Below are 16765 nucleotides of genomic sequence, written 5' to 3'. Positions count from 1 at the left end.
CACCTCTTTAATCACGAAGGACTTCCTGAAGCAGAAACGGAATCGGCGATTGCAGACCTCCATGAGCATCTCAGTTGGGATCCCATTTTTACAAACCAAGTCGTGAAATACGCGCTGAACAACCAATATGTCTCGCGAAAAGAGACGCAGTTGGCTTTAACAGAACACGGACGTACGATCGCGCAGCAGGCACTTGTGCAATAACCGTGCTATATGACATCTTCACACGTTATGTTCAATAGCAGAGGTTGCTACTATGAAAAACACTATACAGAAAATTCTTGTTGTTCTAATCTTACTTAATTTTATGTGGATAGTAAGTGCCGATGAAGCAGCACTTAAAAATCCAGACGGTTCATGGAAATGGACGAATCGGCTTATCCATGAAACCAGTCCGTATCTACTACTTCATGCACATAACCCTGTAGAATGGTACCCCTGGGGTGATGAAGCAGTGGCACTCGCGAAGAAAGAAAACAAAATAATTTTTCTCTCGGTCGGTTATTCTACGTGCTATTGGTGTCATGTGATGGAACGAAAGGTCTTCTCAAATCCAGAAATCGCCGCGGTAATGAACAAGAATTTCATCAATATCAAGATTGACAGAGAAGAACGCCCAGACCTTGACGAAATCTATATGACCGCGACGCAACTGCTGGTGCAACGTGGAGGCTGGCCCAATTCCGTTTTCCTCACGCCTGACCTAAAACCCTTTTACGCTGGCACCTATTTCCCACCGGCAGATATGCCGGGCAGACCCGGGTTCCCAACGATCCTTGATGCTGTTCAGGAAGCGTGGGTAACGCGAGAGGCAGAGGTCATCGAATCCGCAAACCAAATCTCAAATACCATTGAGATGGCAACCAGCCGTGGGTTCACCGCACTTAACGCGAGAGTACTGGATAGAACGCTCATTACTGGTGCCTTGGATTACCTTCGGACGAACTATAGCCAAGCTTATGGTGGGTTTGGCACAGCACCGAAATTTCCGAGTCCGGCTAATCTCGAATTCCTACTGAGTGAATATCAGAGAGAATCGGGGATACAAACCTCTCCCGAAAAAGACGAATCGTTATTGAAAATGGTGACACGGACGCTGGATATGATGGCTTACGGCGGTATGTATGACCAAGTCGGCGGCGGGTTTCATCGATATTCCGTTGACGCGAAATGGCTCATCCCACACTTTGAGAAGATGCTTTACGATAACGCGCAATTGGCGAAAGTATATCTTCAGGTTTATCAATTGACACAAGCACCGCGTTACCGACGCGTTGCCGAAGAAATCTTCAGTTTCATTTTCCGGGAGATGACGGCACCCGAAGGCGGTTTCTATTCGGCATTGGATGCTGAAACGGATGCCGAAGAAGGGAAATACTATGTCTGGACAGCTGCTGAAATCCAGAAGATTCTCGGAAACCCAAAAGACACGTCCGACTTCAACGAAGTTTATGGCGTGAATAAGGGACCCAATTTTGAAGGTAAAAACGTTCTTTATGTCCCTGAAGGGTCAGCAGTAGAGAGTTCTGTGAAAAGATTGTCAACAGCACGCGAAAAACTTTTGACAGCACGCTCTGAACGCGAATATCCGTTGTTGGACACAAAAATCATTGTCAACTGGAACGGTTTGATGATAGACGCGCTCGCCTACGGCTATCAAGTGCTTGGTGAGGAACGTTATCTCGCCGCAGCATCGAAGGCTGCTCGGTTTATTCTTGACGCCTTGAGAAAACCCGATGGTGAGTTATGGCATACCTATACGGCTGGTGTTGTCAAGCAGGATGCGTATCTTGATGACTACGCCTTCTTTGTCCGTGGCCTGCTCGGATTGTATGAGGCGATGGATGAGAATCAGTGGTTAGATTCGGCACGTACACTTACCGATAAGATGATCCAACTTTTCTGGGACGATAAAAACGGTGGTTTCTATTACACGAAAGCGGATGCGAAACATCTTATTGTACGTACCAAGAAACCTTATGACTCCGCCATTCCGTCTGGTAACGCTGTCGCTGTTAAAAATCTGTTAGCACTTGGAGCAGACTATCGGGATTATGCTGAGAAAACATTACGCATTTTTGCAGAGTCCATGGGACAAAGTCCATCATCTTTCATGTATATGCACTTTGCCCTTAACGACTACCTAACACTGGAAGAGGACCAAGATACCTCCGGATCATCAACAGTAACCGCAACGGCTAAAGTTAAAGAGAAAGCCGATGCAGTTTTCAACGTGGAACTTCAGCTTAAAATCGCTGCAGGTTGGCACATTAACGCCAACCCTGCGGGACAAGATAATCTGATTCCGACAACTGTTACAGTGGATGTGAACGCTCCGGTAGAGATTGTCGATATAGCATATCCGAAAGGTAGATCCACGCGTTTTGAGTTTAGCGACCAGCCTTTGAATATTTATGAAAAAAGTCTGACGATCCCGCTACGTTTAAAACAGAAACCGAATGTAACGCAGAAGAAAAACGTCCCAATCACACTCAAACTCACCTATCAGCCGTGTAACGACACTGAGTGTCTGTTCCCGGAGACTTTGGATGTTCTCTTAGAATTGCCATAGTTTCTACACAGATGTTGTCCGGCTGGGACTAAATGCAATACCGCTTGTAGGTAGCAATTTGAGTCGATTCACGCCCAAAATTTTACACACTCACCGCTCAAATTAATTTGACAAATAGGTTCTTCCTTGCTATACTGGTATTTGACCGTTTGTTCTACAACTCTTACCATACCTTAGTCCACCCCTATTCATAGGAGGCACCTAAAATGAGACATATTGTTTCAATTTGCACCACACTGTTTTTCGTATCAATAGCGTGCACCGTCGCATTTGCGAATGTTGTTGCTGATCCCGTCCTGTATCTTAATGCTGCTGATAACCCTGCTCATCCAAAAGCTTGGAAAAATCTCGGCACTGAAGGTGGTGAATTACTTGAAGCAGATACAGCACCCGAACTCGAAGAAGGCGCAATTAAAATTCCAGCACTCGGTATCAACGAACAGAATGTGAAATACTACACAACCAAAGAATCACTGCAAACTTTCGGAGGGCCACCCGCCAAAAACACACCGCTGTTTTTTCAGGACTGGACGTTAGAGTTTCTTTGTAGGCGCAATGGTGACTTTTTTGTTGAGGAACATCATTTCGCCGGTTTTCAGAACAGTCCAAGGGAAGGCAAGCAGGGGATTCGGCTCTGGATCGTTGGCGGTCAGAATCTGGACACCTCTATCCATGCCAAGGGCGGCAAGCAAGGCGTGCAACCCCTTAACATTAAACTTGAGGAAGGTGTATGGACCTGGATAGCAATTGTTGGCACAAGCGGCAAGTCGATTATCGCGTATCAAGACGGTAAAAAGGTCAGCGAACAAGCCGGTTTTGAATTCGACAAGAAGTTACCGATAAACGACATCTCAATCGGTGCGAATTCTTACGATGAACGCCGTCGAACTTTTAACGGATCATTTGCAATCGTCCGAGCGTATGATAAAGCACTCAGCGAAGCAGAAATCAACCAAAACATTGGCGGCACATTTGCTGTTGATCCAGCAGACAAACTCTCAACGACTTGGGCAAAAGTAAAACGTGGCTATTGATAAAATCACAAGGGCATGTCATCTCTCTCGCTGGCGAGGTTTTGCGGCGCACGCGCCCAAATTTGGTTGCCCACACGCGGAAACCAAATTGCTTCGCAGCGAGAATGCTTTACATTTGCGATCTGCCTTCCAGTCTCGCCCACCTAACTATAATAGATATGATAAAAATAAAATAAAATGTCCTTCATACTTACTTTCACCGTCAAATCATGGAGAACACAATGAATACATCCTATGAAAGACCGTACAGACCGGTAGATTTGAATACGACATTAACCAAAGCGTTTCCATTTATGTCTATGGCTGAAAATCTCATGGAAGAAGCCGAATTCGCCACGTCGGGTCGAGCTTCGTTGACGTTAGCCCGAGGAGATGAACTGACACTCGTTCTGGTCGTTATGAAAGCCGGAACGACATTGGAGGAGCATTCAGCCCCTGCTGGCGCAGTGGTCGTTATGCTTGACGGAAAGATCATATTTACATCAAGTGCTGACAAGATAACGCTCGAACAGGGTGAGGGGGTTACCTTTACAGGCGATGTCCTTCACTCGGTCCATGCCAGCGAAGATAGCGCATTCCTAATTGTGATTGGGGGTAAAGTATCTCATTAGAACGTCGAAGCATAATTGGAGTCAATACGCTGATATGATGTCATTTAAATCTATCTTCATTTCGGTATTCCTGGGAGCAGTCCTGATTACTGTTGTGTTAATCCTGAATGCAAGGCGTCCGGCAATGGAAGTAGAGCAGCCGAGTGCTGATTTTGTGCGGGCGACGGGGAAGTGTGCGGAGTGTCATCGCCGGGAAACGTCTGCGGTTGTCCATCAATATGAACGGAGTGAGCATGCAAAGCACGGCGTAAGTTGCTTGGATTGCCATAAAGCCGTAGAAAATCAGGAAACGCAAGCACACCGGAGCTTTACAATCGCGAAACATCTCACGGCAAAAAATTGTAGCGAGTGCCATACGACCGAGTATACACAGTTTCTCCGAAGCCGACACGCTGCACCGGCTTGGGCAGCGGTATGGGGTGCGAAAGATTTTACAGCAGAACAGATCACCTTCGCTGAAAGGTATCACAAGGGTGCAGTGGAGCGTCCTGTGAACCCCTTAGCGATGGCAGAGGGTGAGAGTGCTATTGATGTTGGATGCTTGGGTTGCCATGATATAGGTAAACCCAATTCGGATGGTTCTATTGGGACGTGCACAGCCTGCCATGCGCGGCATTCAAGTTCGGTTGCGCTGGCGCGGGAGCCGGAAACCTGTGGGCAGTGCCACATGGGACCCGACCATTCACAGATCGAAATTTACCATGAATCCAAGCACGGTGTGCTTTACAATGCGCAAAAATCGGAGATGAATCTCAAAGCACCACCGAAAGCACTCACGACAGCAGATATGACAGTACCGACATGCGTGACGTGCCACTTGAGCGGCTTGGATGGCTTGAATGTGACGCACGATACAACCGAACGACTCTCGTATTGGCTGTTTGCGGCGGTCTCTGAGAAGCGTCCGACCTACCAACAAGGTCAAGACGCGATGAAAGAGACGTGCTTAAAATGCCATGCAAGTTCACAGGTAGAGGTTTACTATCAGGAGGCTGAAGGTGTTGTGGCTGATACCAACCGCAAAATTTCGGAAGCAGTTACCCTGATGAAATCGCTTCGTGAAGATGGATTGCTGACGGAAACACCTTTTGATGAACCTATCGAATTTCTTTACTTTGATCTGTGGCACTATTACGGACGGACGGCAAAACATGGCGCGTTCATGGGGGGCGCGGACTTTGTTCAGTGGCACGGAAATTATGAGATTTTGTTGAAGATGACGGAGTTGAAAAGAATTGCCGGAGAACTCAGAGAAAACGCTGCGAAACCGTAAAGGGTTGGCTGCCAGACTGCTCGACTTTTTTATAGTTGCGAACCTTGCGTTTTTAGCACTTGATGTGTTTTTAGCGCACTCCGTCAACGCATTTGCACATCCTGCGGAATGGATTCCTTTCTACTTCTCGTTAGGTGCGTCCGTCCTGCTCGCGCTCATACTTTTTAGAAAAAAAGGGCGGTGGCGAGCGTGGTGTCGGTTTGGTGTTGGGTGGGGTGCTATCTGTATCGGCATCTTCGGCATGTTTTTTCATCTCGGCAGCGAATTCTTCTCCGACTTGACCCTCAAGAACCTTGTCTACACAGCTCCGTTTGTAGCACCACTGGCTTTTACAGGGGTAGGGCTGCTTTTAATCATGAACGGTATGATCCGCGATACGGATTTAGAATGGGCACAATGGGTTGTGCTTATGGCGGGTTTCGGGTGGTGTGGTAATTTTATTCTCTCGGTTTTCGACCACGCGCAGAACGGGTTCTTCAATCCATCTGAATGGTTGCCCGTGTTTACGAGTGCTATCGCTGTCGGTTGTTTGACAACGCTATTTCTTGTGCCTCACCGCCCCACTTTCCTTAGATTCTGTGCCGTTGTTTTAGGCATCAACTTCATCGTGGGTATTGCGGGGTTCTTCTTCCACCTGACGGTAGATCTGCAAGCCCCAGGTGTTACGCAGATAGATAAATTTCTCTATGGCGCGCCTCTGTTCGCGCCACTTCTCTTTCCAAATCTATCGCTCCTCGCGCTCTTAGGTATCTGGAAAATGTCTACCACAAACTGAGTCCGCGGTTTAGGACAGGTGCGTTGAGATAAGGATAAACCTCCTGATAAAAGAAATTTAGGCGGTTTCTTCCTGTTTTCTACGCTCCTGCGATAAGTATCTTCAACGTCGATTTTTGAGCAGCTGCCACAAGTCACAGTTCATCAACATGTGTCCGAATTTTTTGAAAAGCGTCTAAAATCAGTTGCATATCGTCTGTATCGCCTAAAAACATGGCGTGGCTGAAACTGCAAACCTCTTCGCGATAAACGCGTTCTGCCTCTGGACAGTTGAGCGTGCTGTAGTCGATCGCTTGGTCACCGAGATATTTGCGGGGCAAGCCTAACTGATCAAATAATTCTGGGTTACCGAAGGGTCCCTCGTTATAGATAGGCTCCCCATGCGCACCGACACCACATGAGATTCCCTCTGCACTGAGTGCTTCCATGAACCTTCCGCGTGAGATACCACCAAATTCTTCGGAGACGAATCGGAAATCCCAATAGTAAAAACACCAGCGTGTGACACGCGCGTCGCGCGGGATCGGATGGAGTCCCTCTATCGCTTCCATGCCTTTGGAAAGATAGGCGATGTTTCGTTCGCGCGTCTCGACCTGTTCCTCAAACCGTTCGAGCTGACACAACAGAAGTGTCGCTTGGAAGTTTGTCATCCGCATGTTCAACTGTGCGAAGCTGCCTGCTTTTCCTGCGAGTTCCTCGTCGTTTGTTATCACCATCCCGCCTTCGCCACAAGTCAGCGTCTTTCCCATCTGGAAACTGAATGCGCCAAGGTGTCCTATGGAACCCATCCCTTTTCCACGCCATTGTGAACCGTGTGCATGCGCGCAATCCTCAATCACCTTGAGATTGTGCGTTTCAGCAATCTCCATGATGGCATCCATATCTGCCGGATAGCCGCCGTTGTGTACTGGAATGATTGCCCGTGTCCTTGGTGTGATGGCTTTCTCAATCGCGTCAGGGGCGATGTTATAGGTGAGTGGATCAATATCAACGATTACCGGAACGGCGTTGACGCAGACAGCGGATGTCCCTGTCGCCACAAATGTCAGCGCAGGAACGATGACTTCGTCGCCTGCCGTGATGCCAGCAGCCTTTAGCGCGCACTGCAATGCTACGGTGCCGTTGGCGAGCGGGATTCCATATTTTGCGTCCTGAAACGCGGCGAATTTTTCACCGGCTTCATCGACTTTCTCGCGTCGGTTCCAGGCACCACTTTGTAAGGTTTCTAAAAGCGCGTTTTCTTCGGTTTCATCGAAGATGGGCCAACCTTTTCCTAAACCACCTTTGACGACAGGTTCACCGCCATTTATTGCTAACTTGGTTTCCATGTCCACGTTCTCCTTTTTTGTCCCTATTTACTGGGCATCTTCTATATCTACCTCTAATGAATTCAGTCTCTGTTTACGAAGCCTCTGTATTGGTGCCATATCCTCAATTGGGTTCTGACCGATCCATAATTGATGGAGTCTTGTCAATCCTTCGAGAGGTTTAACATCCATAATTTGGTTCTGACCGATCCATAATTGATAAAGTTTTGTCAACCCTTCGAGAGGTTTTATATCACTGATTCCATTGTTTTCGAGATTTAAAATCCGAAGTTTTGTCATACCCGATAAGGGTTCTATGTCGCTTATCCGATTATTGCTAAGATTTAGGTGGTATTCGAGTTTTGTTATACCGGCTAAGGGTTTTATATCGCTTATCTGATTATTACTGAGAGTTAGGTAGTCGAGTTTTGTCATACTGGCTAAGGGTTTTATATCACTTATCCGATTATTCTCAATGAATAAAACTCTAAGTTGAGTTAACCTAATCAGTGGTGTAATATCGCTAATTGGATTATTAGAAAGTGATAACTCGCGCAACTTCGTCAAATCTGCAATAGGGCTAATGTCACTGATTTCATTCTTGTGAAGGAATAAAGACTGAAGTTGTTTTAATCCGGTGAGGGGTGGAATGTCACTAATTTGATTATCCGGAAGTATCAAGGTTCTAATACGGGGTAAACGAGCGAGTGGTGTAATATCTACAATTTGATTAGTGTGAAGATTTAAGTATCTTAAATTTGTCGCTTTTTCGAGTCCAGTTAAATTTGTGATACCACTTGAGTTAACACGCAGAGATTTTAATTTTTTCAAATTCCTGTCCGTGATAGATGCGTTGGGGTCTAAGTTTAACACCTCCCGCACAGCTGCAGCTAAGTTGGCATCGGGGATATCTACAGGTTCCGGTGGCGAACAACTGATGAAAACGGTGAAAAAGGCAAAAAGCACGCAAATATGTTTCATAATGCTGACCCCTTTTTAATCCCTTGATTAGCGATTAAATTCTATAATTTGCAAATTTGGGATCTGTTTGCGGAGTTCACGGATCGATTTCATATTTTGAATCGGATTCTCTTGGATATTTAAATATCCGAGATTCTTAAGATTTCCAAGGACGCTGATGTCGCTGATTTGATTATTCCTGAGTGACAGCGCTATAAGTTCTGTCAAGCCAATAAGTGGTGAAATATCGCTGATTTGATTATCCGAAAGATATAACTCTGTAAGTTTTGCCATCCCCGCAAGTGGTGAAATATCACTGACTTGATTATTCACAAGTGATAGCCGCTTAAGTTTTGCCATCCCCACAAGTGGCGAAATATCGCTAATTTGATTACGGTCAAGAGCCAAAAAACTGAGATGCTTTAGTCCAGCGAGAGGCTCTATATCGCTGGTATGACTATTGGTGAGTGATAGAGATCTCAGCTGCTGCAATTCGCTGCAAAATTTTATATCTTTGATTCGCTGATCACTGACACCTAAGGATTCCAAGTGCATTAGTCTTGCAATTGGCGTAGTGTCCCGAATGTGATTACGCCCGATCCATAACTTTTTAAGCTGCGTTAATTCAGCGATGGCGGTAATGTCGCTAATTTGATTATTTGCGAGCGTTAATTCTATGAGTTGCGGCATTTCAGCAATCGGCGTGAGGTCTGTAATTTGGCAGTTCCGAAGTGACAACTTTGTGAGTTGTGCCATTTCAGTGAACAGTGTAATATCCACAATTTGGTTGCTATTAAGTAATAAACTCGTCAGCTGCGTCAAACCTGTGATTGGCGCAATGTCACTGATTTGATTTAGTTCAAGCTTTAACTCCGTAAGTTCGGGCAATTCTGTGAGTACGCTAAAGATATGCGTTGCGTCACTAATCTGATGCCGTTGGAGCTCTAAGTCTGTGAGTTGTTTTAACGCTGCGAGGGGTGTAATATTATCTATTTTGTTGTTGGAAAGTCGTAATCTGTTAAGTTTAGTCAAACCAGTGAGCGGGGTGATGTCGCTAATTTCATTACGACTGAGTTCTAAGTCTGTGAGTTGTTTTAACGCTGCGAGGGGTGTAATATTATCTATTTTGTTGTTGGAAAGTCGTAATCTGTTAAGTTTAGTCAAACCAGTGAGCGGGGTGATGTCGCTAATTTCATTACGACTGAGTTCTAAGTCTGTGAGTTGTTTTAACGCTGCGAGGGGTGTAATATTATCTATTTTGTTGTTGGAAAGCCATAAACTTCCTAAATTTGTTGCTTTTTCCAAGCCGGTCAGATCTTTTATGCCTCTATGCATGGCCATCAGACGTTTTAACGCTCTCAAATCTTCTTCTAAAATAGGTTCGTTTGGGTCCAAACCGAGTTCTGCTCGCACGGCAGCGGCTAAGTTTTTATCAGGTATTACTTTCGGTTTTACAAGTGAACAGTTGAGGAAAACAGCAAGAATCAGGAAAAGTAGATAAAAACGCTTCATAACATTAGTTCCCTATTCGGTTGATGTTAGTTGGATTAAGGTTTCTAAAGGTGAGTTCTCTTCAGTTTCGTCGAAAATGGACCAGCTTTTCTCTAAGCCGTCTTTGACGATAGGTTCGCCACGATTTATTGCTAACTTGGTTTCCATATTCATATCCTCTGTGTTTTTCAACGCTCAGTCAAGTAGATATTTTCCGTGTTCAGTTCCAAATGCGGAATCTGTTTACGGAGTCTGCGAATAGGTGTCATATCCCGAATAGGGTTCTCCTTGATATTTAAATGTGTGAGATTCTTAAAGTTTTCAACAATACTGATATTGCTAATTTGGTTATGTTGAAGCCATAAAGCTTTAAGTCTCGTCAATTTATTAAGTGGCGCGATGTCACTAATTTGATTATCCGCGAGTATTAAGTACGTCAGTTGTGTCAAATTTGCGAGAGGTGCTACGTCGCTGATCTGATTCCCCTCAAGTGATACACCCTCAAGTGTTGTCATCCCGCTCAATGGCGCGATATCACTGATTTGATTCCCCTCAAGTAATACACTCCCAAGTGCTGTCATCCCGCTCAGTGACGCAATATCGCTGATTTGATTATTTTTAAGTAATAGGAACTCGAGCTTTGTCATCCGGGCAAGTGGCGCAATATCGCTGATTTGATTGTTCTCAAGGGATAGGTGTTCCAGCTGCTTTAGCTCACCAAGGGGGCCTATGTCTTTGATTGGGTTATACCTAAGTATTAGGTGGGTCAACTGCTTTAGCTCACTAAGAGGCGTTAAATCATGAATATGATTATACCCAAGTGATAAGAAAGTCAACTGTGTCAATCCTGTGAGCGGCGTAATGTCAATAATCTCATTACCACCAAGGCTTAATGTTTTAAGCTGCGTTAATTCGGCGATAGGGGTAATGTCATTAATTTTATTTTTGTCAAGTAGTAAATCTGTAAGTTGGGGCATTTCAGCAAACAGTGTGGTATCCGTAATTTGACAGTTATAAAGTGATAACTGAGTGAGCTGCTTCATTTCGGTGAGCGGTGTGAGGTCGGCATTTTGACAGTTGTAGAGCCATAGTGCTGTAAGTTGTGTTAATCCCGTGAGTGGCGTAACATCCGTGATTTGGTTTAGTTCAAGTTTTAGGTGTGAAAGGGCTGTCAATGTCTTAAGCACTGCAAAAAGCTGCGTCGTATCGCTGATTTGATTCTGTTGAAGTTCAAGATGCGTAAGATGTTTTAACCCTGTAAGCGGTGTGATGTCCTTGATCTTGTTTTGCTCAAGTTCAAGGTGCGTGAGCTGTTTTAACCCTGCGATGGGTGTAATGTCCTCTATTTTGTTGTTGGGAAGGATCAACCTATCAAGTTCAGTCAAATCAGCAAGGGGCGAGATGTCTCTAATTTCGTTCTGCTCAAGCCACAAAGTCATTAAATTTGTGGCTTTTTCCAAACCATCGAGTTTTTTGATTCCTCTACCCACAGCCATCAGGAAGTTTAATTCCCTCAAATCTTCTTCTGAGATAGGTTCGTTTGGATCTAAATCGAGTTGTTCTCGCACGGCAGCGGCTAAGTTCTTATCAGGTATTACTTTCGGTTTTACAAGTGAACAACCGAGAAAAACGGTAAGAATCAGGAAAAGAAGGGAAAAATGTTTCATAGCATTAGATCCTATTAATTGCGGAACATGGTGTCCACTAAAGTGAATTAGAACTTTAAGAGGCAATTTGTTTGATGTTGATTGGATTATAGCATCTTGTGGTAGAAATTGTCAATATTGTCTGAAGTGCGTTTGTAGTCGTGCGATTCATCACATATTCTAAAAGCATGTTTGACGGGCAATAAATTGCCCTACTACAAACCAGGACAAGCGTGTATAACGGGCAATAAATTGCCCTACTACAAACCAGTAGCGGATTTAATCGGAATCTGTTATAGTAATCTTCAGAAACCTAAAACGGCATGCAGCTTATGCAATCGATGAACCAAACACTCACGGCAATAGAAGGTCTTACAGTAGGCCACGCAACCGACGCAACTGCTCGGACAGGATGTACCGTTGTCCTCTGTCCAGCAGGTGCGACAGCAGGGGTTGATGTGCGCGGTGCTGCACCGGGGACGCGCGAGACGGAAGCACTCCGTCCGGGACGCTTGGTACAGAAAGCCCACGCGGTGCTATTGACCGGTGGAAGTGCGTTCGGTTTGGATGCTGCTGGGGGTGTCGTCCAATACCTTGAAGAACAGAATATCGGTTTTCCTGCGGGTCCCGTTCGCGTACCGATTGTTCCGGCTGCTGTGATTTTCGATTTGGGTGTCGGAGATGCACAGGTGCGTCCTGACTGTGAGATGGGGTATCAGGCGTGTCTTAACGCCACAGATGAACCCGTAGCGATGGGTGCTATTGGTGCTGGCACGGGTGCTACCGTCGGCAAGGCTCCTGGCGTTATGTCTTCTCCGGGGGGGATTGGTTCGGCGTGTAAATATCTTGATTCGGGTTTGATTGTCGCCGCGATTACAGTTGTCAATGCGTTGGGAAATGTTGTGTGCCCAAATACGGGTGAAATTCTCGCAGGCGGGAAAGAAGATGATAGTTTTGTGGACATCACAGAACGGCTGTTGGATGCGAATTTGGTTCCGGGGACAAACACGACGATCGGTGTTGTCGCTACAAATGCAACACTTACGCCTGCGGAGGTGAACCGAGTCGCAGAGATGGCACACGATGGCATGGCGCGTGCGGTCCGACCGTCACATACGATGTTTGATGGGGATACGCTTTTTTCGCTCGCTACAGGGGCACACACTGGAAGCGGTGTAAATACTGTTGGAATCTTAGCAGCAGAAGTTGTCGCGGAGGCGATTGTGAACGCTGTAACTGCCTAAATTGGTTTTCCTTGCATCGCTTCGGGGATGTTGATGCCGAATTCATTGAGTACCGTTGGGGCAATGTCGTATATACTCTGTTGTCGCGACCCGGAGGGTGCTCCTACAGAGGAATGAGACGGAGACTTGAGAATGAAAATGCCCATTTCTGCGTGGTTACAATCATCAGGTCCAGTATCGTTTTCATAGGTATAGATGCTGTTGTATCCGACGCTTCCTACGGAACGCCAAAAGAGGTTGCCGAAGTAGACAATAAGATCTGGTGCGATATTTCGGCATTCTCGGTAGACTGCTTCGGGTTTGAAGACCCGCGTGTTGATGTTATTTCCGTCTTCGTCTACGATGGCTTCAAGTTGTGCCTTTAATTCATCTCGGACGTTTTCATAATCTCCCGCGCTAACGGTTCCGTGAGGTTCTCTGCCTTCAACATTTATAAAAATCCGCCCGTAATATCCACCTTCTCCCCACGCTTTTGTTTTTTGCCAATCCACCATATCCGGTGTCCATCGTGTAATCTCTTGTGGTTCAGTTTTAAGCGTTAGGTAACCGTGTTTTTGGAGCCATTCGTTGACGCAAATCCCGCCGTCCATCCGTTTTGCCCCGTGGTCGGAGACGACTATGACAGTGGTATTCTCGTCTACACATGCTAATGTCTCTCCGAGTTCTGCGTCGAGAACGCGATAGTAGTTCCGCATCGTCTCAGAGAACGGCGAATTCGGCTCATATTCCCGATGCGTTGTATCCCAAAATCGCCAGAAGGCGTGATGGAGTCGATCAGAACCCATTTCGACCATCGTAAAGAAATCCCAATCTTTTGTCTTAATCAGATGACGTGCGAGTTTAAAGCGTTCGGTGGTCATCTTGAGAAGTTGTTGTTCCAGTTCGGCGCGCCGGTCGGTTCGGAAGTTGGGAATGTCAATCATGTAGTCGCTTGCGACCTGATCAACTTCCCGCGATAGTCGCCTTGGAAACGTCCACTGCGGATTGCGGTCAGGTGTGAGGAAACTGGTGACCATCCAACCCAGGAACGGCTTGGCGGGATAGGTGAGCGGCACTCCAAGAACGACCGATTTCTTTCCAACTTGCCCTAACAAGTCCCAGAGCGTTGGTACTTTTATGGCGTGTGCGTTAGCAATCGTCAAAGCATCGTAGGAGTAGTCTTTGCGGTTCCGAAAGCCATAGATACCAAGTTCACCGGGATCGCGGCTGGTCATCATGCACATCCAGGCAGGCACGGTGATAGGCGGGATAGTGCTTTCCAGTCCGCCATACGTACCTTCTGACATCAAGCGATGTGTATTTGGCATGTCGTCTTTAAACGCTTCAAAGACGAGTTCAGGTGCTGCGCAATCCCAACCGATAATGAGTACTCGCTTCTTCATATTTTATTTTAGATCACGGCTTGTGATCGGTATTAACAGGCGGTTCGTCGTTGTCAAGGAACCGCTCAATTGTGTTTCGCGTTGCCGGTCGCGTCCGGAAATCTGCAACCCATGGTTCCCGGAAGTACGCCTGCTTTTCACGCGGTAAAGCGGATAGCACTGCAGGCGGAATCCGTAGCCGGTGCCAATGTGTTGCGAGATGTGCATAAGCGTTTAGCACTGCCACACGCGGTGTCTCTCGTTGCCATACGGGACCGGCGTGACACAGGTTTTCCGTGAAGAAGATTGCACTGCCAGCGGGGCATTCGTAGGTCATTAGGAACGGACTACGCTTCCCCTCCTCTAACGACATGTGGTCAGGGTGCATCGGGAAGTTAGACTTGTGACTCCCGGCTATAAAGTGCGTCGCTCCATCGTTTTTAGAAATATCTGTCAGTTCAAAGACGACGCGCACCATGCCAGCATGGATCTGTCCGTTGTTGACGCGATACCCGAAGATCGGATCTGCCTGTCTCGGTCCACCCCCGTGGAGTTCACCGTGTCTCCGCCCTTTTTCGCGCCAGACGGAGAAGGTGCTCTCTAACCGGACCTCGGGTCCGATGATTTCGTGTAGGACATCAAGGACTTTGGGGTGATCAATCAGCACGCTCGCGGGACCACCCGGTACAGCACGGTGTTCCGGCGGTAAGGATTCTTTGTTATGATGTATCCGGTCAATCTGCTCAACGATTGCCTCTACTTCGTCGCGCTCAAGGATCGCGGGACGCACGAGGAATCCACTTAAGTCAAATCGAAATTTTTCTTCATCAGTCATAGGTTGAGTCTCCTATGTTATACCATTTACCAATAATGTTATCACATTACCGGTCTTCGCGAAATGCGTAGCACTGCGGAACAAACTAACAGTTTATCCTACATAAAGAGGTTTATTAACAAAAATGGTATTAGCTTCGTGGTAAAGCATAAAACACGTAGATATTTCGGTAATAGTTTATGACATCAAGATCGCGAGCGACAAGAAATCCGCAGAAATCCGCAGAAACACCCTATCAAATACCCCAAGCAAAAACACTCGCTCCTACAAGCCAATACCCATCAGCATAATCGAAATTATGCCCAGCGGGGTTTTCCACCGCCGAATCGCTGCTCACTGATATTCCAGAGTTCAGATAGACCGAGTTGTCGGATGTGTTCAATTCCGGGTAGGAATGGATCGTTTACTCGGGTTAGCCATTGCTGAAGTTCCGTCTCTAATTCTGCACGAAGTCCCTGTGAGTCGGTGTCGTCTATGAGGTTGTTCAGCTGGTAGGGATCGTTATCGTTATCGTAAAGGAGCCAACCTGTGCCATCATAATGGCGTGCATAAGTGTGGCGATGTGTTCGGACACCGCGCCACTCGCGGATACCGAAGTGGAAACCTTCGCTCCCGTGTAAAGGCACCCCAAGCAGCACGGACTCTGGTTCATCAACCGTTTCACCGAACATCGCTCTTGAGAGGTCAAGACCTTCAACACCATCAGGGATAGGTAGGTCACATAAAGACAGCATTGACGGCATGAAGTCAACGAGACTGAGCAAGGTATCGCGGGTAACGCCTGCGGGTATTCTGCGGGGCCAGCGGATCATAAAAGGAATACGGCTTGATTCCTCCCATGGTCGTTCTTTTCGGACGTGTCCGTGGCTGCCGAGCATATCCCCGTGATCGGATGTATAAACGAGAATGGTATCGTCTGCAATACCGAGTTCGTCGAGTGCTTGCATCAAGCGTTCGAGGTTTTCATCTAACGCTGTGATATGGGCGTAGTATCCAGAGAGGTCTTTCCGTGTTGCGGGTGTGTCTACAGCATTCGGACGTAACTGAATCTCCTCCGGCGGGTACATCTCCTTGTAGCGTTCAGGGACGTGTTCATAAGGATTATGTGGCGGTCCCCAACTCATATAGAGGCAGAAAGGTTCATCAACGTGTTCGCGGCAGTATTGAATCGCTTGATCGGTTTGGAAATCCGGTTCGTAGCCTTCAATCTGCATCTGATTTCCATCAGAGTCGTGATAAGGCGCGTTGAAATAGTTATGGTGGCAATTCCATCCGATCCAATGATCAAAGCCGAAGCGCATCTCAGGTGTGATAAACTTATCTCTCGGCATCCCACCGAGATGCCATTTACCGATGTAACCAGTTGCGTAGCCAGCATCCCTAAAGACCTCCGCTACACCTGTTTCGGACAACGGAAGCGGCAGATCGTTGGAAACAGCCTTATGGTTCAAAGGATACTTGCCTGTCATGAGGCATCCACGCGCAGGCACACATATCGGGACGTTAGTGAAGGTGTTCGGGAAAAACATCCCCTCCTGTGCGAGTTGATCCATCGCAGGTGTTTGCACTTGTGGGTTGCCTGCACACCCGACATCACATTGACGGTGCTGGTCACCAAAGACAAAAATTAGATTGGGTTTACGAGTGGTTTCCATAT

15 protein-coding genes are annotated in these 16765 nt (G+C 46.7%); 7 read left to right on the top strand and 8 right to left on the bottom strand.

Translation table 11 applies throughout. The annotated features are described in order from the left end of the window. The 6 genes from OXH00_04915 to OXH00_04890 all read left to right on the top strand — a co-directional run. A partial coding sequence (locus tag OXH00_04915) for a metal ABC transporter permease (protein ID MCY3740340.1) occupies positions 1–204 on the top strand: 204 nt, incomplete at its 5' end. A 52-nt stretch (positions 205–256) separates the two neighbouring features. Then, entirely contained in the window at positions 257–2572 is a 2316-nt protein-coding gene (locus OXH00_04910; protein ID MCY3740339.1) for a DUF255 domain-containing protein, read from the top strand. Positions 2573–2778: 206 nt separating this feature from the next. Next, a complete protein-coding gene (locus OXH00_04905; GenBank protein ID MCY3740338.1) occupies positions 2779–3606 on the top strand; it encodes a hypothetical protein in 828 nt (275 codons plus the stop codon). A 221-nt stretch (positions 3607–3827) separates the two neighbouring features. Next, positions 3828–4217 (top strand): cupin domain-containing protein, encoded by a 390-nt coding sequence (locus OXH00_04900; protein ID MCY3740337.1) that lies wholly within the window; start codon positions 3828–3830, stop codon positions 4215–4217. Positions 4218–4251: 34 nt separating this feature from the next. Continuing rightward, positions 4252–5490, top strand: coding sequence for a multiheme c-type cytochrome (locus OXH00_04895; protein MCY3740336.1), 1239 nt, complete (start codon positions 4252–4254; stop codon positions 5488–5490). Beyond that, the gene (locus OXH00_04890; protein MCY3740335.1) at positions 5453–6265 is read left to right on the top strand and encodes a hypothetical protein; all 813 of its coding nucleotides are present in this window, start codon (positions 5453–5455) and stop codon (positions 6263–6265) included. Before OXH00_04895 ends, OXH00_04890 begins: the two co-directional genes overlap by 38 nt. A 133-nt stretch (positions 6266–6398) precedes the next feature. On the opposite strand, the gene OXH00_04885 is transcribed toward OXH00_04890, so the two are convergent. The 5 genes from OXH00_04885 to OXH00_04865 are packed head-to-tail and all read right to left on the bottom strand — an operon-like array spanning position 6399 to position 11689. Beyond that, entirely contained in the window at positions 6399–7592 is a 1194-nt protein-coding gene (locus OXH00_04885; protein ID MCY3740334.1) for a DegT/DnrJ/EryC1/StrS family aminotransferase, read from the bottom strand. A 27-nt stretch (positions 7593–7619) separates the two neighbouring features. After that, positions 7620–8552, bottom strand: a complete 933-nt coding sequence (locus OXH00_04880) for a leucine-rich repeat domain-containing protein (GenBank protein MCY3740333.1) — start codon at positions 8550–8552, stop codon at positions 7620–7622. A gap of 27 nt (positions 8553–8579) precedes the next feature. Continuing rightward, on the bottom strand, positions 8580–10043 hold the full coding sequence (locus OXH00_04875) for a leucine-rich repeat domain-containing protein (protein ID MCY3740332.1): 1464 nt from the start codon (positions 10041–10043) through the stop codon (positions 8580–8582). Between the two features lie 12 nt (positions 10044–10055). Further along, positions 10056–10190, bottom strand: coding sequence for a hypothetical protein (locus OXH00_04870; protein ID MCY3740331.1), 135 nt, complete (start codon positions 10188–10190; stop codon positions 10056–10058). A gap of 20 nt (positions 10191–10210) precedes the next feature. After that, positions 10211–11689 (bottom strand): leucine-rich repeat domain-containing protein, encoded by a 1479-nt coding sequence (locus OXH00_04865; GenBank protein ID MCY3740330.1) that lies wholly within the window; start codon positions 11687–11689, stop codon positions 10211–10213. A gap of 320 nt (positions 11690–12009) precedes the next feature. Between OXH00_04865 and OXH00_04860 the strand changes: the two genes are divergently transcribed. Then, entirely contained in the window at positions 12010–12912 is a 903-nt protein-coding gene (locus tag OXH00_04860) for a P1 family peptidase (GenBank protein MCY3740329.1), read from the top strand. Here the strand turns inward: OXH00_04860 and OXH00_04855 are convergent. The 3 genes from OXH00_04855 to OXH00_04845 all read right to left on the bottom strand — a co-directional run bounded on the left by OXH00_04855 (position 12909) and on the right by OXH00_04845 (position 16763). Then, on the bottom strand, positions 12909–14294 hold the full coding sequence (locus OXH00_04855) for an alkaline phosphatase family protein (GenBank protein ID MCY3740328.1): 1386 nt from the start codon (positions 14292–14294) through the stop codon (positions 12909–12911). The two genes, OXH00_04860 and OXH00_04855, sit on opposite strands and share 4 nt — an antisense overlap. A 13-nt stretch (positions 14295–14307) precedes the next feature. Continuing rightward, positions 14308–15108, bottom strand: a complete 801-nt coding sequence (locus OXH00_04850; GenBank protein MCY3740327.1) for a phytanoyl-CoA dioxygenase family protein — start codon at positions 15106–15108, stop codon at positions 14308–14310. Between the two features lie 296 nt (positions 15109–15404). Beyond that, positions 15405–16763: a sulfatase gene (locus OXH00_04845; protein MCY3740326.1), complete on the bottom strand. Its 1359-nt coding sequence runs from the start codon at positions 16761–16763 to the stop codon at positions 15405–15407. Between the last annotated feature and the right edge of the window lie 2 nt (positions 16764–16765).

It is taken from the genome of Candidatus Poribacteria bacterium, from assembly GCA_026706025.1.
Lineage (GTDB): Bacteria > Poribacteria > WGA-4E > WGA-4E > WGA-3G > WGA-3G.
Note: the sequence above shows the minus strand (reverse complement) of the source record. Positions and strands in the feature narration are given on the sequence as shown.

What these genes read in the sequence shown, in the direction of transcription:
- OXH00_04910 (MCY3740339.1), top strand. Translation starts at nt 257, where the DNA reads ATGAAAAACACTATACAGAAAATTCTTGTTGTTCTAATCTTACTTAAT.
- OXH00_04905 (MCY3740338.1), top strand. Translation starts at nt 2,779, where the DNA reads ATGAGACATATTGTTTCAATTTGCACCACACTGTTTTTCGTATCAATA.
- OXH00_04900 (MCY3740337.1), top strand. Translation starts at nt 3,828, where the DNA reads ATGAATACATCCTATGAAAGACCGTACAGACCGGTAGATTTGAATACG.
- OXH00_04895 (MCY3740336.1), top strand. Translation starts at nt 4,252, where the DNA reads ATGATGTCATTTAAATCTATCTTCATTTCGGTATTCCTGGGAGCAGTC.
- OXH00_04885 (MCY3740334.1), bottom strand. Translation starts at nt 7,592, where the DNA reads ATGGAAACCAAGTTAGCAATAAATGGCGGTGAACCTGTCGTCAAAGGT.
- OXH00_04880 (MCY3740333.1), bottom strand. Translation starts at nt 8,552, where the DNA reads ATGAAACATATTTGCGTGCTTTTTGCCTTTTTCACCGTTTTCATCAGT.
- OXH00_04875 (MCY3740332.1), bottom strand. Translation starts at nt 10,043, where the DNA reads ATGAAGCGTTTTTATCTACTTTTCCTGATTCTTGCTGTTTTCCTCAAC.
- OXH00_04870 (MCY3740331.1), bottom strand. Translation starts at nt 10,190, where the DNA reads ATGGAAACCAAGTTAGCAATAAATCGTGGCGAACCTATCGTCAAAGAC.
- OXH00_04865 (MCY3740330.1), bottom strand. Translation starts at nt 11,689, where the DNA reads ATGAAACATTTTTCCCTTCTTTTCCTGATTCTTACCGTTTTTCTCGGT.
- OXH00_04860 (MCY3740329.1), top strand. Translation starts at nt 12,010, where the DNA reads ATGAACCAAACACTCACGGCAATAGAAGGTCTTACAGTAGGCCACGCA.
- OXH00_04855 (MCY3740328.1), bottom strand. Translation starts at nt 14,294, where the DNA reads ATGAAGAAGCGAGTACTCATTATCGGTTGGGATTGCGCAGCACCTGAA.
- OXH00_04850 (MCY3740327.1), bottom strand. Translation starts at nt 15,108, where the DNA reads ATGACTGATGAAGAAAAATTTCGATTTGACTTAAGTGGATTCCTCGTG.
- OXH00_04845 (MCY3740326.1), bottom strand. Translation starts at nt 16,763, where the DNA reads ATGGAAACCACTCGTAAACCCAATCTAATTTTTGTCTTTGGTGACCAG.